We start from the raw sequence: 24,247 nt of genomic DNA on the forward strand, positions 1-24,247 counted from the left end.
TGTCGAGCGATGAATGCAACCCGTCTCTTCGGTATTCTGGCGATCCTGTATGGACTCTGCATGTCAGTCTTTGCTTATGCAGGGACTCTTTCCTGGTTTCAGTTTACCCATGCTGTATCAACACTGTTCACCTCCTTGCTCGGGGCATTTTTCTTTGTCTATCCATTTATGAGTACCTGGCAGGAATTTGGTTTGAACTATGTAGACAAAGACGAAGACCCTTTTTCTCCCAGTGGTGACTACCATCGGCGACTTATGAATGCGTGTCGTATGTATCCCGCCTGCTGGTATCTTCCCGTGATATTTATGTTTGGCACGTTCATCGCTTTTTTTGTGATTTCAGATCAGATCCAACCCATTTATTCGGTCATCGCTGCAATGGCTTTTCTCAGTGGTCTCTGGTTTGTTTTCGTTTATCCGACGGCCAGAAAGCTGTTCGGCTGAATTATCATTGAGAACTGAATCGCAGTTTTATTACCGGGGCTTTTGCTTTCCTCTTATCTGCACCGCAGGCAGTGGGGGGGCTCCTGAATTGCGGGGCAGCGAACTGCACGGTTGAGCTGAGTTATGGTTTACTTTTCAGATCAAACTTAAGTTCATTGCTGTCATTCGCGCTGATTTCAGCTTCCAGTGTGGTCTGTGTGTTATATTGCGCGGGAATATATTGTTCCAGCGCCGGGACGGGAGGACCGCCACTGGGGCCAGGTTCCATTTTTGTTTTTGATTCCCGCGTCGCCGTAATTTCTACTTTTTTCTTACCGGGTGTCATGACGGTAGAGAAACTGCCGTCTTCAACCCGGGTGCCATAGCTCTTACCGACTCCCTCTGCGTCGAGAAAAACCATGGCTCCTTCTGAGACCGGTTCTCCGTCTAAAGTCACTGTTCCGTTTACTTCGTACGTGACCGGTGCATCCCCGGCCGGACTTCCACAACCGTCTGCCAGCATCATTACGCAACATACAAAACAGAGTTTACTCAGGTATTTCATCGTTCACATTTTCTTGAACAGGGAATCATCTGCATCTTGTTGATGTCAGACTCTTTGATTGATGACAGGTGGAACAGGTTATTACTCTGAATCGGGCATCCTTAAAACTCACCCAGCACATTTCCGTCTGCAATACTGCCTAGATTGCGAAATGTGGGGGTATCGATATTTTCCGAGATAAAACGGACTGCTCCGTCTCCCAGCACAACGTGGACGCCCCCCACGTGATAACTGCGGGCGAAATTATATTGCTGACCTGCCGTGGTATTATTTGTGCAGGGGGCATTCGCCAATGTTGTTGTTTTGCAACTGTAATTCACATCAGCCACAGTCGTATTCGGAGGTTCCACTGCAGTAAATCCACAAGAGCCCCAGTAGCAGGCGCCCCAGTAGCCACCAATTTCACCATATTTGGTTGTCGTCGTATTTGGACGTACGATTCCTTCACTGGCCAGTATGGAATTGGACGAACCGTCTAAAATATCCCGGAGTTTTGTTTTCGAATTGTAGTAGAACATGCCGTCTGTAACGTTGAGAGTGATGCCGGTACGCTGGGTTCCGCTATAGCAGACGCCGTAGCTGCCTTGAAAGGAACCGACGGCTCCGCCGACACTGCGGCCGGGAACACCCGGATTAGAAGGACACATCATTGTCGGTACAACCGCCGTATAAATGGCTGCAAAGCCGGGCCGACTGATATATTCGTTGGCCGAGGTATCCGGAACCGCAACGAATTTGTTATAGAGTGAGGCCTGATCCACAAAGGGCAGGATCATGTGAAACCAGCTGGTCCGTTTCTTGTTATTTCCAAGGCGGTAAGCGAAAGGAAACACTTGATGCGTATCATGATAATTATGCATCGCCAGACCGATCTGCTTCAAATTGTTTTTGCAGGTACTCCGTCGGGCTGCTTCACGTGCCTGCTGGACAGCCGGCAATAATAAGGCGATCAAAATCGCGATAATCGCAATGACGACCAATAATTCAATCAGAGTAAATCCTGCTTTGCGGCTCGACAGTTTCATTGTCTCTCCTTTCGATCAATCCTGTTTACTGTGTCATGATTGAAGCTGCTTTTCACAATAGTAAAATTTATTATTTCAAACGATATACTTTCGTCAGTTTAAAAATGATTTCAGTCCTGAAGCAGTTTTTGATCGTAATAACGCAGCGTAATATCGCGGCCAATGCGCAGATGATTACTGAGAGACTGTCGGCTCTGTTCCGGATCCCGGTTTTTAATTGCCGCCAGAATTTCTTCGTGCTCATCACAGATGCGATGCACTACTTTAGCGGAATAAGTACGGACACTGATATCCCAGACCTGCTCAAGCACCCGATTGCTCTGCATCAGATCCAGTAACAGTTTGTTCCCAGTCGCCCGCATGATTGTCAGATGAAACTGAGAATCGGCTTCGCTGAGTCGGGGAAATGATGTCCCACGTTCCAGACACGCATCTGCTTCCTCCAGATCTTTCGCCATGCTGCGAATGGTGGCACAGGACTCTTCCATGAGCTGCAATGATTGCAGGTCGAGTTGGCTGACGACGGTTTCCAAAGCACCAATTTCAAGCCACTCACGAACCTGGTACAGATTTTCAATTTCTTCTCGCGTCGGCCGTGGTACGAACACCCCTAATCCGGCTTTTTGCACCAGCAACCGTTCCGAAATAAGGCGGTTCATCGCTTCGCGGATGGGGGCGCGGCTGATTCCCAGAGTCTTCGACAAGACAAAATCAGAAATCCGCGTTCCCTGTGGGTCAACGCCGGTGAGCAGACGTTCGCGAATCGCCCGATAGGCCTTGGCTTGCAGAGTTTCGTGCATCTGGACAATCACTTTCAGGACGAACTATGAGTTTGATTACAGACTGTCGACACTGTCGACAATATCGAAGTAAAGGCATAAGTCAATAATATTTATGGGAATATGGATATCTCGATTCTCAGGAAACCGGCTTGAGACCTCGGATGAGGCTGCGGTAAAACGTTATTAAGTGAGGTGTACGCATGAATTTAGGGCTCCACTCAACGGGCTTTTGCCTGGGGCCGAATTGAACTGAAAAACTGCTGTAAAAATAATTCGTTTTGTGTCGATCGGCCAGAGCTTGAATCGACTACAGGGTAGAACACACAGTTTATATCCTGTCGTTAAGGAACATCTGATGAAATACGACGATGCCTGTTCCTGCCAGAATGCTCACCTGCCGTCTTTGGATAAAGCTTCTGCGGCAAAGCACCCGAGACACGAATCGTGGTATCGCCAGGGGCTAGCTTCGCTGCTGTCGACCCTGGTTCTGATCCTGATGCCGAAATGCCCGGTATGTGTGGCTGCCTGGGTGACGTTCTTTACGGGAGTCGGACTCTCACTGACCGTCGCGGCGTGGCTCAGACTGTTCCTGATGGCGATAAGCTGTGTGGTGCTGACGTTGTTTGTGATCGTGCGGCTGAAGCATGTTCTCTCTGCGCGATCTCTGACTGGCAGAGTAACTTTCCCTTACCGAAAAAATTCATAACCCAGGAGAAACGAAAATGAGTATCGAAAACGCTGTCGCCCATCCCGAGATCGTGACACAGGAACAGTGGCTGAGCGAACGACTCGATCTGTTAACCACCGAAAAGAAACTGACGCAGCAACTCGATCGTGTGAATGCGCTGCGGCGTAAGCTGCCGATGGTCAAGCTGACGAAAGATTATCAGTTCGACGGACCCGACGGCAGACAGAGTCTGCTGGACCTGTTCGAGGGACGTCGCCAGCTGATAATCTATCACTTCATGTTTGATCCCGCATGGGAAAAAGGCTGTTCAGGCTGTACGGGGCTGATCAATGCGATGGGGGACCTGTCGATGCTCAACGCGCGCGATACGATCTTCGCGATGATCTCACGGGCACCGCTGGCAAAACTGTTGAAGATGAAAGCCGATCAAGGCTGGGAGCGGACCTGGGTTTCGTCCTTCGACAGTGATTTCAACTATGACTTTCATGTCACCCTCGATGAAAAGGTCACGCCGCCTCAGTACAATTTTCGTTCCAAAGCGGAACTGCAGCAGCGCAAAAACGACGAACCTTATTTCCTGTCGGGCGAAATGCACGGCATGAGTGTATTCTTCAGGTTGGGTGATGAAATCTATCACACCTATTCCACCTATGCCCGGGGCTGTGAAGGCCTGACGAATGCCTACAGCCTGCTGGATATCACGCCCTTCGGTCGCCAGGAAGACTTCGAAGAATCCCCCGTCGGCTGGCCACAGAAACCGACGTATGGTTAACGGAGGGTCATGTTGCAGACCAGGAATGTGAGCGAGCCGGTCAGACTTCAGTCGCAGGACGAGTCGCCGGCTTCCCATTCCTGCACTGACTGCTTCGCATCCTCCAGGTCTTTCTGGTGGTCTCTCCGGTACATCAGAAAAAGTCTCCAGTAGAAGCCGGAGGTCCAGATAAAGACGATTGTCCAGCCAACACTGATTCCGGCGGGAGCAGGTAGCAGTTCAAATCTGAAGGGAAGATAAATGATGACCCATACTACTGACCAGAGTCCAAAGAAATAAAATGTCTCATTGAAGTATTTGTTTTCACTTACCGAAACAGGAATGCCTTCCTCAGGAATTGTGTAACGGACAAACCAGCCACACAGTGGCAGAACCGGTAACAGTAAATATTTCATTTGTTGTAGATGCCAGGCTGTCAGTACACTGATCAGAGCTGTAATGGTGGTAAAGACGATGGTTAATTTGTCCCAGCGCTTCCGGGTATGTAGGAAATCATCAGGTCGAGGTGTTCGTGGTTTATTTGTGTCCCGGTTTCTCAGTGGCAGCGCGATCTGATGGCAGAACAGGGGCCAGTTCTCCTGCCTGCATTCCGGGAAATGGTCTCGGAAATATTGAATCAGCCAGAGTCGCTCTTTATTTTCAAAATAGTACAAGTTAATAGAACCGGTTTGGGCGGGGGTCTGGACTTTGATCAGTCCATGGGAATACAGGCTCCATTGGATCGTTTCAATCTCGGACAGTTTTAGTTCGCGACTGGAAAAAACGCCCTGCAGTAGCAGATTACCACCGTGAAAGGTGACTGAGACATATTTCGAGACCAGAATATCCCAGAGGATGATGCTCAGTAGTAACCCCCAAAGCGAACCAATAAAGAGGAGGGTATAGATTCGATTTTCAACCGGAGCGATAAGCCACATTAGGTAAATAAAACCCAAGCCGATTATGCCAAAAACGATCAGTGAGATCATGGCACCGTTTTGCTCCTTTGTTCCCCGGCGAAAGACTCTTACGGTATTTTCCGGTTCTGAATTCACTGTTGAAACAGCTGGAGATCCATGCATGATGATTCGTGACTCTGTTCAAGTAAGCAGACAAGGGGAGCTTCAATAAAGCAAACGGATCAAGGGGAGACAGGATCAATCAAATTTGCTGAAAGGAAGCGTTTCCTGGTAATAATGATCCCCGTACCTGCCGGGGTCATTTCACATTCCAGCCCCCGGCAAACAGGAGGATCAGCACGTAGCCCCAGATGGGAGCCGAGACCAGGACCACGCCACTGACGAGGATGAGTGAGACCGCAATTTTCATCGAGCGATGCCTGCGATAAGCCCAGAAGATTCCGATTCCCCAGATGACAATGAACAGCAGAGGCAGCAGCCGAAACAGGTTTCCCATGAAGCGGCCCTGGGGAAACAGAGGCATCAGCAGATAAGGGAGAACAAATATCACGAACGCCCCGCAGGCAAGTGTTGCCAGTAGTAATATCACTGACCAGGCTGCTACAATCTGCCAGGGAAACGCGGTGCCGTTGATTGAGGTTTCACTCCGACCTGTCTGTTCTGATTCATTCATCGAGAGCCCTTTGCGAATGTGTTAAGGGATTATAACAGAAAGTTCAAAGGCACAAGACCAGAAAATGGTGTTTGAAATTGAAGGGATTGATGGCATGTTTCTGCTTCAGCAGCCGACGGCAAAACAGATTGACGAATTCATCGCGATACAGGCACAGCAGGAGTTGAGCTACGCATCGCGCGGAGCGACGCACACGCAAACGCCTCCCGACGGCTTTCAGGTCGATCACAACCGGATCTGCCTGGGGCAGGGCAGGGTACTTTATGAGCAGGCGAAGCGGGCGCTTCAGGACTGGCAGCACTTTCGTCTGAACTGGGTCAGCCTGCATCGTCAAGCGGCGGTACCCGAGTCGGGACAGACCGTGGCGATCCTCGCGCACGCGCTGGGTTTGTGGATTCTCAATGCGTGTCAGGTGGTGTATGTGCTGGAAGAAACCGAACCCGTTCAACGGTATGCCTTCGCCTACGGTACACTGCCCGAGCATGCGGAGTGTGGTGAAGAACGCTTTCAGGTGGAATGGCAGGCCGACGATGATTCGGTCTGGTACGATCTCTATGCTTTCTCACGACCACAGCAACTGTTATCGAAAATTACCTACCCTTACGTGCGTCACAAACAGAAACAGTTTGCCCGTGACTCACTGCAGGCGATGCAGAGAGCCGTTGCAATACATGAGAAATAACTCCTCGTCTGTTCGAAATTTCGTGTGTACTTGAGAGTGTACTCGATAATAAGCCACCCGGGCTGGCAGACGTCGCCGGTGATCTTGAGAATCTCCTCCATTGAAGTATCAATACAGGATTGCAGTTTAAGAAAAGTGCCGGGAATCAATATCAGACAGGCTAAGCAGACTGCTGTTCTCGATCTCGGAATTCGAGGAGACAGTCGCCCCAAGGAGTGACACCATTTAAAGTCTTAATCGATTCCCGGCACAGCGATGAGGACCATCAGCACACGTTTATGATGTGGGTTCTTTCGTGCGAGTCGCTGTCGGGTTCAGTCTGCCTTTGATCTTAAACAGGGCCGCCTTCTGCTCGTCGCTATCGATGATCCCGTCTCGGTTGGTATCGAGTGTGCGGAACAGTCGCTGCAGAGAACGGGGCACTTCGTCTGGACTGACAAAGCTGTCCAGATTGGTATCCAGGCGTTCGAAGATCTCCTCATTGAGACCCAGTCCATTGACATCGGCACGGCCGCTGAGCATTTTGGTGCGATCGATGACCGCCAGTTGTTCCATGCGGTTTAAGACGCCGTCTCCATTCGCATCGGCGTCTTTCACGCGTGACCGCATTTTCGCAGGGATTTCACTGCCGCCAATCATGCCATCCCGGTTCAGGTCCATACTCAGCATCATCTGGGTAACCAGGTCGGTTGTGTCTGTGTTATCTGTCTGCGTGCCTCCCATTCCGCCGCCACGCCTCATACCGCCACCTCCCTGCATGCCACCCATCTGTGTTCCCCCACCTCCCTGCTGACACTGACCGCCTCCGCCACCCTGCGGACCCATCTGTTGGCCTCCGCCTCCTCCACCACCACGTGGTCCACCTCCGCCGCCACCGCGGCCTCCACCCCCGCCGCGCTGGGCAAAAGCATCCGTGGCAAACATCGAAATCGCCAGAATTGTGAGCAACATGCTGAAGTTTCGCATACGTAAAATCCCCCTATCGGACAACAAGTGTCAAACTAAAAAATACAGTTGGCCCGATACTGCAGTCGATTGCTCGCTTGATAGTGTCAGCTGCTGGAAACTGAGGTTTCCAAAAACGAATGTTCTTAAGACAGGATACAATTTAAGGGTTCGTGATCTGACTTGTATGTCATGGTATAATCGCACTTGAGGAGAGTGAATTCTGAAACGGAATATCAGGACTTCCTCTCCCACTCTTTAAAACGAAAATCGGAGCCGGGTTGCTACCAGTGATTTGCAAAAAAAGTAAAACAAAAGCAGTGATCACCTGATGAATTCCATTCTGACGGCTCATTTTACGGTGGATGTGTTATAATGGACGCAAAGCAGAAATGATCAGTTGCATGAAGAAACGTTAATATGATTGTCCTGAGAAACAGAAACTGGAATCGTGACTACCGGGAGATCGTCATCGACAGTATTTTTGATTCGTTTCCCCCGGACACTCATTTTGCAGACTGTGATGGCGACCAGTTAGTGCAGGCCCGGGGAGATAATTATGACGAAATCATACGTGACTTTTCCGGAAAAAGCTGGGATCAACTGGACCACGGTCTGATTTCATTTCACCATGAAGCGCCCCTGTTTATGTCCTCTTTCGGTTTCCTGAAATTTCTCCCGGCGTTCCTGGTTGATCTGTTTGAAGAACCAACGCAAGTCGTGAATTCCGTCTGGAACCGACTGCTGGAACTGGAACACGAGGATACCGTCAACCCACAAAACAACGAGTTAAACAACATACAGAGAGTCTGCTGCATCCTGGCATTTGTCAGGGTCACTGATTTTCCCCTCGACACCCGGATGCCCGAACGCACGCCGGCTGAATATTATTACGATCCCCGGGCGGAGTCGGTATTTAACGTGGTGACCCTGGGGCTGAATCCCGAACGGGTTCTCGCCATCCGATCACAAATCGAAGAGATTAATGACGCTTTTATCGGGTATCGCTGGGACAGCGGATAGGTTTCGTTTCGCGCGTTCTCAGAGCGCGAGTGTTACCTGAAAGGAATCGCTTCTTCTGCTTCACAGACCGGTTCACTTCACGCGGACCGTCACCTGCAGTTTCTTTTGCACAGGACTCAGGCAGCGGAATTCATCGCAGGCCTGGTATTGTACCTGACAGCTTACGTCATATTCACCGGGAGTGACTTCCGGGGCGACCTGAATTATTTGTCGGAATTCGACCTGACCTGAATACACAGGATGACTGTCTGCACCCAGCGACCGTCCCGTGGGAGGCGCCTGCCAGTCAGCCTCTTGTTGAAATCCATCAGGCAGTTCCAGTTTGATTTGAGTGGCGACATTTGCGGGCTGTGCATTCAGATCACGGATTTCCCACAAGGGGGCAATGACGAATTTCACCGTCAGCGGGAAGCTCATTCCTGGTTTCACTTCTTCGGCGGGAAGCTCCAGCAGGACCGAGACCTGCTCTCCCTCGGCCCGATCGACTGCTTTCAACGCGGTCTCCTGCCGGCTCTCTGCGGGAAAACCGGTTTCCACTTCGGGTTGATGTGCTGTGCTGCTGTTTTCAGGAATCGTTTCCCGGTCTGCTGTCTGTTCACAGCCTGAAACTGACAACAGAGCGCATGACAGGCAAAGCTGCCACAAAATGCGCCTGTTGCAGGCAGACGGGTATTGTTTCAAAGACAGATTGCTCATTATTTCCTGAAATACAACCAGACGTAACCATGCGATTTTGCCAGGTCGAAACTGCGGTCTCCCTTGCCGCGCGTACTTGCCAGGAAGGGGCGCATCTGTTTTGCGAATTCCGCGTCGTGTTTCTCGAACGCTTTGGCTTCGGGACTCTCTTTGAGGGCTTTGTAGGCTTCTGACCATTCTTTATTTGCTTTCTCGCTAAAGATTTCATCACCCGGATAGCGTTTTTTGAAATCTTCCCGCAGGGCAGTCATTTTATCGCCATACGCTTTGCCAAGTTTTTCTGATTCTGACAGCAAGGTTTCAACCTGTTGTTTCTCCTGCTTTGTCAGGTCGTCACGAAAATCGTAAGTCGTGTTGAAATCGCCGAGAATGAGATCCAGCTTACCATCCTGATTATAGTCGACCACATCGATCTGGGAACGAATGCCGGGAACCATGGTATCTTCATCCCAGATCACCTGCTTATAGCCGTTTCCTTCATGTTTGGGGATGAGAACCACTCCCTCAGAAAATTGAGGTGCGGTTTTCGAGCCGGTATTCCGGAACCAGGTGACGCTCCCCTCATCACTGCCCGCCAGGATGTCCCACAGTCCGTCCTGGTCCCAGTCAGCGATTACCGGGCAGCAGTGTTTTTCCACTTCCAGGGGTTTTCCGCCGGCGTCGACGGTCTGATTCTCATCCGCAAAGGCATACTTCTTTGCGTCCCCTTCATTGATCCGCAGTTTCAGGTGGCCATCAAAGCAGCCAATTAATAGGTCGAAATCGCCATCCGCGTCCCAGTCCACCGGAGTATAAAAACTGCCAAATGACTGGTAGTTCTGCTGTTGTTTGACACTGCTGCGGACGGGGACGCCCGCTTTGTCTTTGAGTTCGATGGGAGCGGCGAATTTGTGATCGGGCAGCCCGCGAAAATAGAAGCAGGTACCTGGATCATAAGAACTGCTGATGAAATCCCGGATGCCATCTCCGTCCAGATCGACGAACCGGGGTTGTCCACCCACGCAACAGTAAATGTTGACTTTCGCATCCTTGCCATCCGCCTGAACTTTGCCGATATCCATATAAACCGGGGCATCACTGCGGCCCACATTCTTATAGAACTGAAACGTGCCGCTGAAATCGCCAACGATCAAATCAGCCAGATCATCGCCGTCCAGATCTTCAATGCAGGGACTGCTGTGTCCCCATGCGGCGCCGGTATCAATGATTTTTCCCTCCGCCTGGAGTCGAACCGGTTTTTCGAACAGTTCATCTGCCAGGGTGGGATCAGCAGTGAACAGGTAGAAACAGAAGGCACACAACGAAAGCAGGCGGTGGAAAGTCATCGAAAATCCTCGCAGATGGTTTAGATGAAATTTCGGTTGTTCAGAATCCTCTCACAAAAAAAGAGAGAGCGTGTGCCTGCCGTTTTGTCTGGATATTTTTAAAAAATCATTTCGATTAGAAAAAATGGTTTGAATCAGCTGCTTTCAAGGCTACTGCAGTTGATTCACCAGATCAACGGCGATTCAGGAATTCTATCTAATTATATTCAATGGGCGAAACGCCGATTCTGGTTTCATGTCACCGCGCGAATTCCGTTCTGAGTTCCCACTGCGATGCAGGAAGAGTATGATAGATAAGCTTTTGCGTATCATGTGGATTCTAAATCGGATTCTCGATCGAATGTGTCCCTTTATATCACTTCCAGGGAAGGGCCTGCTGTCATGATGAAACGAACTTCGCAGTGGTTTGTCCTGTTGTTATCCTGCCTGCTGGTGACCCAAGTCGCGTCTGCGGAACGACTGGTGCTGGTGAGCGCTTCCTATCAGAAAGACATCCTGGCGATCTGCGATGCGGATGGCAAAGTGCTCTGGTCTTATAAAACAGCAGGACCGAAGCAGGGGCACGCCGGCCATCACGATGTGCAGCTGCTGCCCAACGGAAATATTCTGTTTCACGACAGCTGGACCGGGCTCAAAGAGGTTACCCTCGATAAAAAAATCGTCTGGACTTACGATTCGGCGACTATGAACGGCAATACCGGTCAGCGCGTCGACGTGCATGCGTTTTCCCGACTTCCCAACGGAAACACCGTGATCGTGGAAAGTGGGGTGGGACGCATTATTGAAGTCGATCCCAACGGCAAGCTGGTGCATCAGTTCCCTCTCAAGAAGGGGGGGACGCAATCGACCCGCCTGATGCGGATGACACCTGCCGGCACATACCTGGTCTGTTCCGAACAGCCTGGCGTCGTGACCGAATACAATCGGAACGGCAAAGTGATCTGGGAATACCTGATCAAGACCCGCGTTTACGGTGCCATTCGACTTAAGAACGGCAACACACTCATCGCTTCCGGCAGTGGAAACAGTATTCGCGAGGTGAATCCCGAGAAAAAGACGGTCTGGGAGATTCAGGGCAAAGTGCCGGGCACGGAGATCGAGCTCAAATGGACCACCTGTCTGCAGCAACTCGACAATGGGAACATCGTGATCGGCAACTGTCACGCCGGCCCGGAAAATCCACAGATCATCGAACTGGATGACAACCGGAACGTCGTCTGGCAGTTTGACGAATTCAAGCTGGTCGGCAACGGCCTGGCCTGCTGGCAGATTCTGGATGAGACGCAATCCTCCCTGGTCCGTAAACTTCTGGAAGCATCAAAACCATGAGTATTCCCACCTACAACTCAATCCTGTTTGCTCTGCAGATTGGTGCGTTTGTCGCGATCTGTGTGATGATCGTCTCGTTTTTCGGGATGATCATTCAATGGACGACACCCCGCCGGGGCCGACATGTTCTGCGACTGCTGCTCTCACTGGGCATCATTGCCGGCTGCATCGTTGTGCAACAGAGCATATTCTGGGGGATGTTCATGCCGACGCTGCGAGAGCAGCAACTGGCAGAGCAGGCAGCGGGGCGTGAAAAACAACTTGATGAATCGTCAGTCCTGAAGGTGGGGGACCCGGCTCCTGAATTTACCCTGACAATGACGGACGACAAAGAGTTTTCGATGTCTGAAGCGCGCGGTGATGTGGTACTCATCAATTTCTTCGCAACCTGGTGTGGTCCCTGTCGCATGGAACTCCCACATATTCAACAGATCTGGGAAGAGCGAAAAGACAATCCCCGTTTTCGTCTGCTGGTCATCGGCCGAGAAGAAACGATGGAAACGGTAAAGCAGTTCTGTGAAGAGAACGGTTTCACCTTCCCCGCGGCCCCCGACCCGGACCGCGTGGTCTTTTCGATGTTTGCCCACGATTTGATTCCGCGGACGCTGGTCATTTCTCCGGAAGGAACCATCATCTTTTCCCAGGTCGGCTTTTCTGAACCCGATGTGGAGAAGCTCGAGGCACTGCTGGATGAGCAGCTTGCTGGTTTGCCTGTCCCAAAAGACCAGCCGATTGCAGAGTGAGTTGAACAGATCGCAATTTGAACTACTTAGATTTCTGCGCCGCGAGTGCTCTGTCGATTTGTTCGCTGATGATGTATTCCATAATCCGCAGGCTGACACGGCCCCCTCTTTCGGGGCACGAATTTCTCCACGCAGCCAGTGATGAAGTCTGTTCTAATAAGTCCCTGGTCAACCATTTTATTTACCATCAGCTCATTTACATTTCCCGGGTGCAGGAAGTCCGGAGTTGATGTCCGACTGATAGAAACTAAAAAATAAAAAATTTACAGATTTCGATTGACTCTCATGCAAAATGCATTAAGGTCTAATGCAGATTGAATGAAAGAGTGAGTTTATGCATATCTCGAAAATCAACAGGAGCGGAAAATGCCTGAAATTGATATTGATGTGACTGACACGGAATTGTCCGTACTGGAAATACTCTGGGCGCATCCGGAGGGAATTGCTGTGCGGGAGATCGTGCTGAAACTGTATGGTCGTCATGAACATTCCCTGCATGGCGGGGTGAAGAGTTTTCTCGATCGTCTGCTGGAGAAAGGCCTGGTGGCCGTTGATAAGAGTGGTTTTGCCCATCGCTTTTCCGCTGTTCTGGATCGACAGGAGTTCGTGGGACTGCAGTTAAAGAAGATGGCGGAAAGTCACTTTGGTGGTTCTCTCGCACCGATGCTGCTCTCACTGGTAGATCAGGTCAAACTGAGTGAAAAACAGCGTGCTTCGATCGAGAAAATCATCAAAAACATCAAAGATTAGTGAGGGTACCCATGAGTTATCTGATGTATTGTCTGCTCTGGAATCTGATGTTCGTAACCGTGGCGTCCGTGTTGATCTATCTGCTGGGATTCACTCGCGGTCTGCATGAACGACCGGCATTACGACATGCGCTCTGGCTGCTGGTATTATTAAAGTTCGTGACGCCACCGCTGTTAGCGGTTCCACTGCTCCCGGCTGTGCAGGCTGAACAGCCAATGCCGCACGTTGTACCTCAGGTGGCAGTAACAGATCGCGGGACAGAAACACCGATCCCTCCTTTTTCGGATCAATCTGCCGAGTTCTCAGTTCATCAAAGTACACGCACCAGAGACAGGAGTCTTACCGCTTCGGTGATTTCACAGATACTCGTTGGCCTGAGCTTGAGTGTGACGTTCATTATGGGAGGGCTGGCGGTGTTGCAATGGTCTCGTTTGAAAAAACTGTCAGCCCATTTTATTGAGCCAGAACATCGCCTCGCAGAAATGCTGAAACGCGTCTGCCAATCGTGCCATCTCTCGAAAACGCCAGAACTGGTTGTGGTCAACACGATCTGTTCTCCCATGTTGTGGGTGGGGTTCCATCGTACGACGATTATTCTGCCACAGGCATTTGCAGAAACTTTAAGTGAGGAACAGCTGCAACAGATTCTGGCGCATGAAATTGCACATCTGGTGCGTAAGGACTATCTCTCCAGTCTGCTGGCCTTTGGCGTGATCAGTCTGTTCTGGTGGAATCCGCTGGCCTGGCTCGCACGTCGAGAAATGTTTCTGGCAGCTGAAACCTGCTGTGATGCGTTTGCAATCGCCAGGACAACAGGCTCGCGCCAGTCATATGCCCGCACACTGCTGACCGCCGTTGACTTTACTGTTCGTGATCAGTCTGTGTTGCCCGTCTGGGGGACACAGTTTGTGGAATCCCGTACTTTGGAGAGGAGAATATCGATGATTGCCAGTTCACAAATCAAAACCGATTTAACACGTTCGCATCTGGGGGCAGTGGTCTGTCTTGGCCTGCTGGCTTTGCTGTTGGTCCCGGTTCAGGCCGATCAGGAGCCGCTACCTCTGAAGCAGGCACCAGCTGAACGGACCCAGATCGAGAAGCTGCAGGCAAACAGACAACAACAGAAAAATGAAGCCGTTCCCCTCAATACCCGATCAGATAATCAACCGACCATTCCAGATGTCAAGCTGATTTCATGGTCGGGTGCCGAAACATCCAGCAGAGCTTATTTCTTTCAAACAGCCCAGGCTGCAGTAGCATTTGCCGGACTGGTTGAAACATTTCAGCTGGCAGAGCAGTTCCAGGTGGAAATCTCGGATACAAAACCAATGCTGGCCGATCAGGATAAAAATTTATTTATCATGCCGGCAAACTATGCTAAACAACTGGGACTCGAAGGTGACACCTACGTATTGTTGCAAGGCACCCGCGCAGCGCACTTACAGCTGGAAGCAGTCAAGAGTGCACTACAGACGAAATGATAAACAGGCTGCCAGTGTGGGGCCTGATAGAGTTCAGCTTACGTCATACAGGGGAGATGAAAGATGGTTGTTCAAGATAGAGTCAGGTATCACCGGTTTCGACTAATGCACTTCGTTCTGGCCGTGGGGGGAACAGTTCTGCTGACAGGTCATCTGCAAGCCCAGGCGGACCGGGAATTAACAGCGGAAGAGAGTGCGAAGCCCGGGACGAGCGCTTACCACAAACCCGACATCTCAGATGCGAAACTTGTCGCCTGGGCAGTCGATAATTCAATCAGGGCTTATTACTTTGAGTCAGGTCAGCAGGCTGAGTCATTTACTGAAACGATCAAGGTGTTTCAGATTGCGACACCCTTTAAGCTGGTTTTTAGTGATATGGAACAGATGCTGGCCGACTATGACGCAAAGAAAATTGTGATGCCAACAAATTTCGCTGACCAGCTGGCGCGTAAAAATCAGGTCTTCGTATTACTGGATGGGACACGTAGACAACACGCTCAACTCGAATCGGTAATGCGAGCAGTGGGACGCCATTGAGGCACCTTTCACCAGACGCAGGAATCCAGTCACTGGAAAGCCGAATGCGGGAGCGTCGAGCAGACGGCTTTTCAGTTTTAGATGCCGTCACGGAATTCTAAGGTCAGTTCAGAACGACTCCCGAAGCATGCTGTCAATCTGACTCACCGTATTCCAGTTTCTGGCAGTGACGGGAACGCCCAGGCAGGCTTCTACTTTGGCTGCCAGTTTCGAGCGACCGATGCCGTCCGGCGCATGCAGGTAGAAGACTTTGTCCTGCAGATGAAACTGTTCCGATCTGGTTTGCAGTGCGTGCAGCTTTTCCAGATCCGGTTTGCGGGGAACAGTGTCCAGGAAGAAAAAATGCAACGCCTTGCCGTTTTTCACCGGGAAGGGATTTTTCTCCATTGCTGACTGTAATTCCTCAGTGCCAAGTAAAATGACATGGGGCTCGAATCCGTGCGTTTCTCCGATGCGGACGCTGATTTCTTTTGCCATTTTGCCGATCTGTTTTTTTCGTGATTGAAAAATGACATTACCGCTCTGGATATAGGTCCGAATCGACTGGTATCCCAGTTCTTCCAGCAGCGCAGTCAGTTCTTTCATCGGCAGGCGATTTTTCCCGCCGACGTTGATGCCACGAAAGAACGCAATAAACGTATTCACGGAGTTTCCTGTCTTTGATGGATGTCAGTTTCTGAAATTCGGGGAGTCAGGATTTTGACTTTTTGAGTTTTTCAGAAGGTCCGATCGTAAGTTTATATTCATCCTCCATGATGATTGCTTCGGAGAACCATCGTATTTCACTTAGCCATTTGATCACATAAGGTTCAACTTTTTGATGAGACACTTTAAAAAGAGCACCGATGATTAAACCGATAAAAGAACAGAAAGTTAACACGGCTGCAAAAATAGGATCCATCAAAAAAACAAAAATCAGAAGTGCGATGAACAGTATCGTGACACTGATGGCAACAATCCGTTTTTTGAAACGGGAATTATTGCGATCTGATTCAAATGCATGATAACAATCAGTGCATAATAACAGCGGGAATGCGTGATTTTCCCAGAACTCGGTTGCAGCGGCTATTTCAAGTACGATGCCTCCCGTGATTGACGGGCGAATACCACCATCATGGTCCATCTCCCGTTTGACCAGAACATTAAAATCGACGGGGGTCCCATAAGCCGCGTTAACTTCATCACAGTGATGACAGACTCCGTCAAAAGGCGGCTCTTTGTTCTGCAGAGTGCGGTTGATCTTTTCGATGGGGCGTATTAGCGGATAGGGATCCCCCGAAGATTCCTGCAGGGTGATCGTGTCCGGTATTCTGACGCTACGGTGGCACGAGTGACAGGCCTTATCGGTCCCCGCCTCATGCAGGGCTACACGAACCTGAGTACCACACGCACATTCCACAAAATATTTTTCTGCCATGTTTCATTTCCCTGATTTGGTTCAGATGATCTCGGGTTGAAATGCGGTGACGGTGGCTACTCCCGATTCTACTGTAAGAATCGATGATTCGGGCACTTCTTTCCAGTGGTGCGTTAAATCGTCCAGTGGCTCTGAGACGACGATAACCGCCTCATCGGGGAGAGATGCATACGTGCCATCCAGGTCATGCAGTGCGCGCAGGTGGCTGCTGTGATACAGAGTGCGGGACTGGGAATGACTCGAATAGCGGACTGCCCAGATCCGTTCTCCATCCGAGACGCAGGCACTGAAGTAGATGGCGCCTTCAATCCCGGCTGCCTGGCGGGCCTGTTCGACATGACCGATTGTTCTGGCAAGTGCCTGGGGAGCATCATCTTTTAACCCGAACGTCAGCGCCAGGTAGAACAAAAGTTCCGAATCGGTAGAACCTTCAATCGCCAGGAACAGACCGGGATCGACGTCAAACAGCAGCTGACGTTTGAGTGAATGAAATTCGGGGATCGAGCCATTATGTTGAAACAGCCAGTTCTGGTAATTGAAGGGATGGCAGTTGGTGTTCTGAACCGGCGTGCCTGTTGAGGCCCGGACATGAGAGAGGAACAGGCCCGAGTGAATGTGTTCTGCCAGATGCAGAAAGTTCGTATCATTCCAGGCCGGATGCGTGTCGCGATAGACGCCAGGCGTCGGATCATCTCCATACCAGCCCACGCCGAATCCATCGCCGTTGAGACTTTCCACGTTCTGCGTGGCATGACGACTCTGATCGATCAGCGAATGATTGGGGCGGGTCAATACATCACTCAGTCGGAGTGAAGGACCGGAATAAGCGAGCCAGCGGCACATGCGAAAATCTTTCCCTGATTCGAATAAAATATAGATGAAGCAAATCTGATTTATGGTGATGAATTTGTCAATGATCAGGGAGATGCTGCCTTCACCTCGACGTATCGTACCATCTTCTCAGCCTCTTCGGTCCCGAAGATTAAGACCACCTGCTCAAACAGGTTATGCCGGGTGATTGCATTGGGGACAGTACCAACCAGGTAGACCTGGGCTGCTGAGGAATATTCTGTCCGGAGCTCAGGATATTTACCGGCGGCAAGCAGACCTTCGAGTTTTTCTATTTTTTGGGTTGTTAGTCGGCGTGTCGATTGCAGTTCTTCCGTAATGGCTCCGATTACGAATGCAATAACACTGCAGAAAATCGTCAAAATGAGGGTGGCTGAAATCCAGCTCACGATCGGGATCCAGGATCGTCTGGCAGGTAGCGCTGTTAGTTGTTTTTCTGGAGTCGTTTCCGCTGTGGTCTGCTTGTGCTCATGTATTGCTGACCAGGCAAGTGCTCCGAGAGCAATGAGCAGCCCGACCCCGGTTCCCTGGGTGACCCCTAATCGAATGCCGCCGATAAAAGGATTAATTCGAGTAGCCTGCCCGGAGTAGAATACGGAATCATAATAGTTCGGAAAGAATATACTGATCATCAGACCGGCGAGACCACCCAGAAAGGCAAAGGTAACACAGCTGAGTAAGACGGTCCAGAAAGATTCTTTCGCTGTCATGTTTCTGGTATCCCCACAGTGAAGGGCCGAGTCCGTAAGACAATTCTAATGAAACTAAATTAACGGAGCAACTAAATACTTGCGGGATCAGCGAGATCATTAGACAGCAGCATCCAGAGACTGGTATATTGGAAGTCTCAAACCATCACCGGTTTCTGTTCCCCTTCGGAGACTCCTGTTTTAGAAAGATCATCACACCATGAGTTCGCATTTTATCCGCTCGCTGCGACTGGCTGTTGTTTTCTGCCTCGCGCTGGTTCTCAGTGCCGACCGTTTACAGGCTGCCAACTTGCAAAACCAGCCGGTCAAGCCTCCGAATATTGTCGTTTTTCTCGTGGATGATATGGGGGTGATGGATACTTCAGTTCCCTTTTTGACTGACGCCGCGGGAAAACCCAAACGCTATCCGTTGAACGATTATTATATTACCCCCAGCATGGAACGACTGGCGAAGCAGGGAATCCGCTTCAATCATTTTTACGCGATGAGTGTCTGCTCGCCCACGCGCATTTCGATTATGTCGGGTCAGAATGCCGCCCGGCATCATGCGACTAACTGGATCAACCCTCGAAAAAATAATGCCGGCCCCCAGGGGCCACCTGACTGGAACTGGGAAGGTCTGAAGAAGGATGATGTCACCTTACCGCGTCTGCTGGCGAAAGGCGGTTACCGTACGATTCATGTGGGAAAAGGGCACTTCGGGGCAGACGGTTTTCCCGGGGCTGAACCACTCAACATTGGCTTTGATGTCAATATTGCGGGTTCCTCATTTGGGGCACCGGGCAGTTACTATGGCATGAAGAAATTTGGCCTGGGAACCAGGCGGTCCCATCATGCGGTGCCGCATCTGGAGAAATATCACGATACTGACATCTTCCTGACCGAAGCATTAACGCTCGAAGCCAATGTCACTCTGGCGGAAACGATCAAAACCGATCAGCCTTTCTTTCTTTATATGGCGCACTACGCGGTGCATGCGCCCTTTGACAGCGATCCGCGGTTTGCCGCCCATTATCAGGATTCCGGTAAACCAGCGCCGGCGCAGGCGTTTGCCACTCTGATTGAAGGGATGGACAAATCGCTGGGCGATATTCTGAATCAACTGAATGAACTGGGAGTGGCTGAAAACACGTTGATCTTTTTCCTCGGAGATAACGGCTCCGATGCACCGCTCGGACATCAGCATGACGTCGCGTGTGCCGCTCCGCTGCGAGGCAAGAAAGGGGCGCATTATGAAGGGGGAATGCGCGTGCCTTTCATCGCTGCCTGGGCCAAACCGGACCCGTCGAATCCCAATCAGAAACTGCTGCCCATCCCGCAGGATGCACTGCAGACCCAGATCGCTGCCGTGCATGATCTGTTCCCGACGATACTGAAAGTGACCGATGTCAAACCGCCCCAGGGTTATATCGTGGATGGACAACCACTCAATAAATTGCTCATCGGCAAGTCAGATGAAGCACATCGCGACACGTTTCTGATGCATTATCCTCATTCGCCGCACCGCAGTAATTACTTTACGGTCTACCGCGACGGCGACTGGAAAATCATCTATCACTACGTTCCCTCACCAGATTCTGAAGACTCGCATTATCAACTGTACAATCTCGCGAAAGATCCTTTCGAACAGCATAATCTGGCTGAATCAGAACCGAAACAGCTCAAGCAGATGATGCAGGCGCTGATTGACAGTATGGAACAGCATGCAGCGCTCTACCCCGTGACCAAAGAGGGTAACAAGCCGATGAAGCCGAAAATGCCCTGAGAATCGCGTCTGAACTGCCTGGGTTTACCGACTGCCGGGGGGCTGATTATCTGGCTCATTTGCTGGTGCTTCAGTCAGTTGAGTAAACAGGGAAGGAGACCCGTTTGCTTCAAACTGCAGCGGCGGTAATGTGATTTTTTCCGGGATGCGTTGAAAGGCGTCTGTCGGGTTCGTTGTTTTGAAAAAGTCAGTCAGGTATTCCAGGAACCGGGGATCGAAACTCGCAGCATGGTGAAGGGCCGCGTGAGTTCCCCCCTGGACCGTAATCAGGTGACCGCGGGGGAAATAGATCAGCAATTCCTGCGCATTTTCTATGGGGGTTGAGCGATCGAGCGTGCCGTGTATTAACAATACAGGGGTCTCGTACTCTTTGAACTGTCGAAACGCATCACTGACCGTTGGCGTCGGGGTGACAGCTTGTGTCGCTGTATAAAGCAGATTCACATCACCCAGCCAGCGGTGGGCTTCTTCTTTCTCAAGCAGTTTCAGACGTTGGTCGGTAATTCCCAGGCTGTTGTCAACCAGGGTCAGCAGTAGAGGATGCTGCGTCAAATCAGGACGATCGTCGATGATTTTCGCTGCCAGGTACTGATAATCTTCCTGATAGAGTTCCAGCACCATCTTGGGCCATAATTCGAGCAGTCGACGGGAATGGACCGACGAATTTAAAATGGGACGCCGCAGGTAATAACGAACGTCATCTGCCCCGATGACAATCTCTGCTGCGCCTCCTCGACGAGGATGCCGACCGCGCACGCGTACTGGTTCTTTCTCCAGTTTTGTTATTACAGCCTTCAGTGCGCCCAGCAGCCCGACTTCGGGTAACTTGATACTTGTGGAATCCCGGGCTTGTGCTTCAACTTTCTCAAAGACATTCCAGATTCCGTTGGGACTGTCATAAGTATGATTGAGCGGTTCTACACCGGAAAGCAGCATTCGCTCTACATGTTGCGGGTACTGATTCAGATAGGCCAGAGCCCATTGTGAGCCGAAGCTGCCTCCGCGAAAGGCAATCTGTTCATAACCATGCGCCAGCCGAATCGCTTCCACATCATCGACAAGATGTTGAATATCATAACCTTTCAGATCGAACTGCAGATCCTGGCAGATGCGGATCGTTTTTTGAAATCCCTTGGACATTCGCTGCGCTGTTTTGTCGAAGGACATGGGCTCCAGCCGTTTCCCCGGCTGAGCGAACCACATCTCAGGCAACTGCTGAACTCCCGGTACATGACTGTTACCGCGCTGGTTTACAATGACAACATCACGAAACTGGTTGTAGGCACGCATTTCAGCATATTTGTTATAACGTTTCTGCTTTAATCCTTCTGTAATCTGTTCCACAGTCACCGCTTCACCCGGGCCGCCTGGCAGGAAGAAAACAGGCGGCTGTCCGGAAGGCTCGCGGGCGGGGAACCGAATATAATGGACGGTGATGTGACGACTGCTGGCAGCGGTCCGGTTTTCAGGGACCACAATCAAGGCTACTTCTCCCCGTAACTGCGCACCAATCTGGCAAGGCTGAGTAAGAATGCTACCCACAGCAGGCGCACTCTGCGCATGCACATTGGTTACAGGGGAGTGGAAACCAATCCAGGCAATCAACAGAAGTAAAGAGAACCTCGCTCTAAGTTCAAACATTCAAGCAATCCTGAAATCAAGATAGAATTCGCAGATTCATCTTAACGCAGATTCTGCCTTGGTGCCAGAATTATCTTTACGGGGCAGGGGGGACGACAATAGAGCGGTTTCGACTTTTTTGTATATGTTCAGTTTGGTAACCGGTAACAGCAGAAATCGACAATTGAGTGTAGTGATAGAAGTTTCATCCAGTCTGATTTTACGAATCCTGTAGAGCAATCTCTCGCAGATGGGTACAGTCGGGATCACCTTCTACACGCTTGAAGCCCAAGACGCGATAAAAAGCATCGGCTTTCGGCGTATGAGTGCGGAGCCGCAGTTGATTGAACACACCAGGGCAGAGGTTTTGAATCTCGGTGACCAGCAGGCGTCCGACACCGTGGCGTCGACTGTCTTGAGAAACATATAACCGTCTGACCCGGCCCACGCGGTCATTGTGGCTATACGGATCGCGGTTCAAACCACATACTCCCACCACCTGACGCTTCTGCAGCGCCAGCAATAACGTTTCGCCGGACTGGTCGAAACGATTGGTTCCCGCGCGCCATTCCTGTTGCAGGCGATCAACGATGTGAAATCCTTCTGCCCGGGCTGCGCAGGCCAGTAAATCTAACTGATCGGGATGTTTCAGTTCCTGCAGTGAGATCAACATTAATCAGTTCCTGAATGATTCCCTGTCAATTGTCACAAGATACAAACACTTCTCAAATTAAGGACGCTGATGTATTGGTTTTGACCTTCGATAATTGAATGGTTCCGTCACTGTTCTGCCCGCCAGTTGGCAAAGGAATCAAGATAGGACCAGCGAAAATTCTTCTGTTTGCGGTATTTCATATCGCGGTGGTCGAGTTGTTCTTTGACGAATGCTTCGAGATTCACAGGGTCGAGAAAGGGGTCGCGTGTCTGTTGCTGCAGTTCCGTCAGGGCATTGATCAGCCTGGCTTTTGTCGCTGCATAGTCAGCATCTTCCGCGAGGTTGTTCCATTCATAAGGATCTTGCTGCAGGTCATACAGTTCATAGCGTGGCGGACGGGACCAGCGTGCCAGCGCCTGTTTCACCTGGGGAGAAATGGTTTTCTGGTCGGCGGCAGTTGCTCCGGAGATCACAAAATGGGGATGTGATTCATCCAGGTAACTGTCGGCAATCAGATTATCGGTGCCCGGTCTCGGATTGGAAATCAGTTTATAACGTGTATCGCGGAGTGAATGCTGGATATAACAGTTTCGCGGAAATGAACCGGTGGTGAAGCCGAAGATGTAGTCACGCCAGTTGGTCACAGGTGCATTTGTGAGTAACGGTTCCAGATTTCGTCCCGGCAGATCTTCAGGTATCTCGCAGCCCGCAGCCGCAAGTGCCGTGGGCAACAGGTCGAGGGTGGATGCCAGTTCTTTCCGTACCAGTCCCGACTGTGTTTTGCCTGGCCAGGAGACGATCAACGGGACGCGAAGGCCTCCCTCGTACACACTTCCCTTGCCGCGGGGAAACTGGGCGCCGTGATCACCGATATAGAAGATGAGTGTGTTTCCGGTTTCTCCCGCTTGATCGAGTTCGTTCAGCAGCAGGCCCACGCCCACATCCAGCCGGGCCATGCAGTTGTAGTAGTTGGCTACCTGCTCCCGCAGTCGTGGCGTATCGACGCCCACCCAGGGCATCGGTTTCACATCGTCGGCAGACAGAGGGTGTTCTGGTTGTCCATTGACTTGTCTGATGAAAGGCAGATGCGCATCGGGAAAGTTGACGGACAGGAACCAGGGCTGTTCCTGCGACTGCTTGAAGAATTCCGCTGCTTTGCTGGCATAGGCGGTCACCGGTTCCTGACGCTTGAAATTCGCCGAAGGGATGGCACGAAAATCAAAGGGGAACGCGTCTTCAGGATTTACATGCAGTTTTCCAATCAGCCCCGTGCGATAACCCTGTTGCTTCAGCAGCGTGACAAAATTGGGAGTCTGTTTCTGGTACAACGCAAATTTGTGTGTTGCCAGGCCGATCTGACCATTCTGATGCGGATACTTGCCCGTCAGAAAACAGGCCCGCGAAGGCGAACAGACCGAATAAGGCACAAACGCATTTTCAAAGCGGACACCTGTTTGCGCCAGCTGATCCAGGTGCGGCGTCTGAGCATAAGGATCGCCATAACAGCCCAGTTCCGGACCATTGTCTTCAGAAACAATCAGCAGAATATTGGGGGGAGCGTCCGCAAGAGCAGGGCTCGAAATCAAGACCATGAGCAATCCCAGAAACCCGGAAATACTGGTTAATCGTTTTTTCCACTGCTGCATCTTCTGTACTCCGGTTCAAAGAAATCTCAATTTGTTATCGGTTGAGCATCACAGTCGTGCAAAAGTCGACAAAGGCCTCCATCAGACTCGACCTGTCATACCAGTCCTTTCCCTAAAGCTTAAGTAAACATGGTTTGAACAATAAAACGATGCTAGAGTTGAGCACGCTGATGTCATCTACTGTAATCGCCTGCGCACTTCGTGACCAGTTAATTCTCAGATCGTGCAGGATTCAAGACCGTTCGGA

Annotated in this window: 26 protein-coding genes; 11 read left to right on the top strand and 15 right to left on the bottom strand. The window is 50.8% G+C overall.

The window, feature by feature from the left end; genetic code table 11:
• Window positions 1-9 precede the first annotated feature (9 nt).
• Window positions 10-444, top strand: a complete 435-nt coding sequence (locus AACZ40_RS02070; protein WP_291177014.1) for a hypothetical protein — start codon at window positions 10-12, stop codon at window positions 442-444.
• A 121-nt stretch (window positions 445-565) separates the two neighbouring features.
• Here the strand turns inward: AACZ40_RS02070 and AACZ40_RS02075 are convergent, their stop codons facing one another.
• From AACZ40_RS02075 to AACZ40_RS02085, 3 genes are all read right to left on the bottom strand, one after another.
• Window positions 566-988 (bottom strand): hypothetical protein, encoded by a 423-nt coding sequence (locus tag AACZ40_RS02075; protein WP_291177016.1) that lies wholly within the window; start codon window positions 986-988, stop codon window positions 566-568.
• A gap of 101 nt (window positions 989-1,089) precedes the next feature.
• The gene (locus AACZ40_RS02080) at window positions 1,090-2,013 is read right to left on the bottom strand and encodes a DUF1559 domain-containing protein (RefSeq protein WP_291177018.1); all 924 of its coding nucleotides are present in this window, start codon (window positions 2,011-2,013) and stop codon (window positions 1,090-1,092) included.
• Window positions 2,014-2,123: 110 nt separating this feature from the next.
• Window positions 2,124-2,813 carry a GntR family transcriptional regulator gene (locus tag AACZ40_RS02085; RefSeq protein WP_291177021.1) on the bottom strand — a complete coding sequence of 230 codons (690 nt, stop codon included), beginning with the start codon at window positions 2,811-2,813 and terminating at the stop codon, window positions 2,124-2,126.
• A gap of 337 nt (window positions 2,814-3,150) precedes the next feature.
• On the opposite strand from AACZ40_RS02085, the gene AACZ40_RS02090 reads away from it, so the two are divergent.
• Window positions 3,151-3,501 (top strand): hypothetical protein, encoded by a 351-nt coding sequence (locus AACZ40_RS02090; protein WP_291177023.1) that lies wholly within the window; start codon window positions 3,151-3,153, stop codon window positions 3,499-3,501.
• A 16-nt stretch (window positions 3,502-3,517) separates the two neighbouring features.
• Window positions 3,518-4,255 (top strand): DUF899 domain-containing protein, encoded by a 738-nt coding sequence (locus AACZ40_RS02095; RefSeq protein ID WP_291177026.1) that lies wholly within the window; start codon window positions 3,518-3,520, stop codon window positions 4,253-4,255.
• A gap of 47 nt (window positions 4,256-4,302) precedes the next feature.
• On the opposite strand, the gene AACZ40_RS02100 is transcribed toward AACZ40_RS02095, so the two are convergent.
• Complete coding sequence (locus AACZ40_RS02100) at window positions 4,303-5,172, bottom strand: hypothetical protein (protein WP_291177029.1); 870 nt, start codon at window positions 5,170-5,172, stop codon at window positions 4,303-4,305.
• Window positions 5,173-5,452: 280 nt separating this feature from the next.
• The gene (locus tag AACZ40_RS02105) at window positions 5,453-5,827 is read right to left on the bottom strand and encodes a hypothetical protein (RefSeq protein ID WP_291177033.1); all 375 of its coding nucleotides are present in this window, start codon (window positions 5,825-5,827) and stop codon (window positions 5,453-5,455) included.
• Window positions 5,828-5,891: 64 nt separating this feature from the next.
• Between AACZ40_RS02105 and AACZ40_RS02110 the strand changes: the two genes are divergently transcribed.
• Window positions 5,892-6,509: a DUF1990 domain-containing protein gene (locus AACZ40_RS02110; protein WP_291177035.1), complete on the top strand. Its 618-nt coding sequence runs from the start codon at window positions 5,892-5,894 to the stop codon at window positions 6,507-6,509.
• A gap of 276 nt (window positions 6,510-6,785) precedes the next feature.
• Here the strand turns inward: AACZ40_RS02110 and AACZ40_RS02115 are convergent, their stop codons facing one another.
• Window positions 6,786-7,475, bottom strand: a complete 690-nt coding sequence (locus tag AACZ40_RS02115) for a hypothetical protein (RefSeq protein ID WP_291177038.1) — start codon at window positions 7,473-7,475, stop codon at window positions 6,786-6,788.
• Between the two features lie 399 nt (window positions 7,476-7,874).
• On the opposite strand from AACZ40_RS02115, the gene AACZ40_RS02120 reads away from it, so the two are divergent.
• Window positions 7,875-8,477 carry a hypothetical protein gene (locus tag AACZ40_RS02120; protein WP_291177041.1) on the top strand — a complete coding sequence of 201 codons (603 nt, stop codon included), beginning with the start codon at window positions 7,875-7,877 and terminating at the stop codon, window positions 8,475-8,477.
• A gap of 72 nt (window positions 8,478-8,549) precedes the next feature.
• Here the strand turns inward: AACZ40_RS02120 and AACZ40_RS02125 are convergent, their stop codons facing one another.
• Both AACZ40_RS02125 and AACZ40_RS02130 read right to left on the bottom strand, forming a co-directional pair.
• Window positions 8,550-9,173: a hypothetical protein gene (locus AACZ40_RS02125; protein ID WP_291177044.1), complete on the bottom strand. Its 624-nt coding sequence runs from the start codon at window positions 9,171-9,173 to the stop codon at window positions 8,550-8,552.
• On the bottom strand, window positions 9,173-10,498 hold the full coding sequence (locus AACZ40_RS02130) for a VCBS repeat-containing protein (RefSeq protein ID WP_291177047.1): 1,326 nt from the start codon (window positions 10,496-10,498) through the stop codon (window positions 9,173-9,175). The genes AACZ40_RS02125 and AACZ40_RS02130 overlap by 1 nt, the downstream gene beginning before the upstream one ends.
• Before the next feature lie 381 nt (window positions 10,499-10,879).
• On the opposite strand from AACZ40_RS02130, the gene AACZ40_RS02135 reads away from it, so the two are divergent.
• The 5 genes from AACZ40_RS02135 (at window position 10,880) to AACZ40_RS02155 (ending at window position 15,338) form a co-directional block, all read left to right on the top strand.
• Window positions 10,880-11,827, top strand: a complete 948-nt coding sequence (locus AACZ40_RS02135; RefSeq protein WP_291177050.1) for a PQQ-binding-like beta-propeller repeat protein — start codon at window positions 10,880-10,882, stop codon at window positions 11,825-11,827.
• Complete coding sequence (locus AACZ40_RS02140; protein ID WP_291177053.1) at window positions 11,824-12,570, top strand: TlpA disulfide reductase family protein; 747 nt, start codon at window positions 11,824-11,826, stop codon at window positions 12,568-12,570. The genes AACZ40_RS02135 and AACZ40_RS02140 overlap by 4 nt, the downstream gene beginning before the upstream one ends.
• A gap of 366 nt (window positions 12,571-12,936) precedes the next feature.
• Window positions 12,937-13,320: a BlaI/MecI/CopY family transcriptional regulator gene (locus AACZ40_RS02145; protein ID WP_291177056.1), complete on the top strand. Its 384-nt coding sequence runs from the start codon at window positions 12,937-12,939 to the stop codon at window positions 13,318-13,320.
• 11 nt (window positions 13,321-13,331) lie between these two features.
• Window positions 13,332-14,801, top strand: a complete 1,470-nt coding sequence (locus AACZ40_RS02150) for a M56 family metallopeptidase (RefSeq protein WP_291177059.1) — start codon at window positions 13,332-13,334, stop codon at window positions 14,799-14,801.
• Between the two features lie 105 nt (window positions 14,802-14,906).
• Complete coding sequence (locus tag AACZ40_RS02155; protein ID WP_291177061.1) at window positions 14,907-15,338, top strand: hypothetical protein; 432 nt, start codon at window positions 14,907-14,909, stop codon at window positions 15,336-15,338.
• Window positions 15,339-15,446: 108 nt separating this feature from the next.
• Here AACZ40_RS02155 and AACZ40_RS02160 read toward each other — a convergent pair whose 3' ends face one another.
• The 4 genes from AACZ40_RS02160 to AACZ40_RS02175 all read right to left on the bottom strand — a co-directional run bounded on the left by AACZ40_RS02160 (window position 15,447) and on the right by AACZ40_RS02175 (window position 18,314).
• A complete protein-coding gene (locus AACZ40_RS02160) occupies window positions 15,447-15,983 on the bottom strand; it encodes a DUF1697 domain-containing protein (protein WP_291177064.1) in 537 nt (178 codons plus the stop codon).
• Window positions 15,984-16,029: 46 nt separating this feature from the next.
• A complete protein-coding gene (locus AACZ40_RS02165; protein WP_291177067.1) occupies window positions 16,030-16,755 on the bottom strand; it encodes a hypothetical protein in 726 nt (241 codons plus the stop codon).
• A 21-nt stretch (window positions 16,756-16,776) separates the two neighbouring features.
• Window positions 16,777-17,598 (bottom strand): class II glutamine amidotransferase, encoded by an 822-nt coding sequence (locus AACZ40_RS02170; RefSeq protein ID WP_291177070.1) that lies wholly within the window; start codon window positions 17,596-17,598, stop codon window positions 16,777-16,779.
• 74 nt (window positions 17,599-17,672) lie between these two features.
• Window positions 17,673-18,314, bottom strand: coding sequence for a hypothetical protein (locus AACZ40_RS02175; RefSeq protein ID WP_291177072.1), 642 nt, complete (start codon window positions 18,312-18,314; stop codon window positions 17,673-17,675).
• A gap of 199 nt (window positions 18,315-18,513) precedes the next feature.
• Between AACZ40_RS02175 and AACZ40_RS02180 the strand changes: the two genes are divergently transcribed.
• Window positions 18,514-20,079, top strand: coding sequence for a sulfatase (locus AACZ40_RS02180; protein WP_291177075.1), 1,566 nt, complete (start codon window positions 18,514-18,516; stop codon window positions 20,077-20,079).
• 24 nt (window positions 20,080-20,103) lie between these two features.
• Here the strand turns inward: AACZ40_RS02180 and AACZ40_RS02185 are convergent, their stop codons facing one another.
• The 3 genes from AACZ40_RS02185 to AACZ40_RS02195 form a co-directional block, all read right to left on the bottom strand.
• Window positions 20,104-21,720, bottom strand: a complete 1,617-nt coding sequence (locus tag AACZ40_RS02185; protein ID WP_291177077.1) for an alpha/beta fold hydrolase — start codon at window positions 21,718-21,720, stop codon at window positions 20,104-20,106.
• Between the two features lie 199 nt (window positions 21,721-21,919).
• Window positions 21,920-22,372 (bottom strand): GNAT family N-acetyltransferase, encoded by a 453-nt coding sequence (locus AACZ40_RS02190; RefSeq protein WP_291177080.1) that lies wholly within the window; start codon window positions 22,370-22,372, stop codon window positions 21,920-21,922.
• 107 nt (window positions 22,373-22,479) lie between these two features.
• Window positions 22,480-24,000, bottom strand: coding sequence for a sulfatase (locus AACZ40_RS02195; protein ID WP_291177082.1), 1,521 nt, complete (start codon window positions 23,998-24,000; stop codon window positions 22,480-22,482).
• Window positions 24,001-24,247 lie beyond the last annotated feature (247 nt).

The organism is uncultured Gimesia sp. (assembly GCF_963972345.1).
In the GTDB taxonomy this organism is placed as follows: Bacteria; Planctomycetota; Planctomycetia; order Planctomycetales; family Planctomycetaceae; genus Gimesia.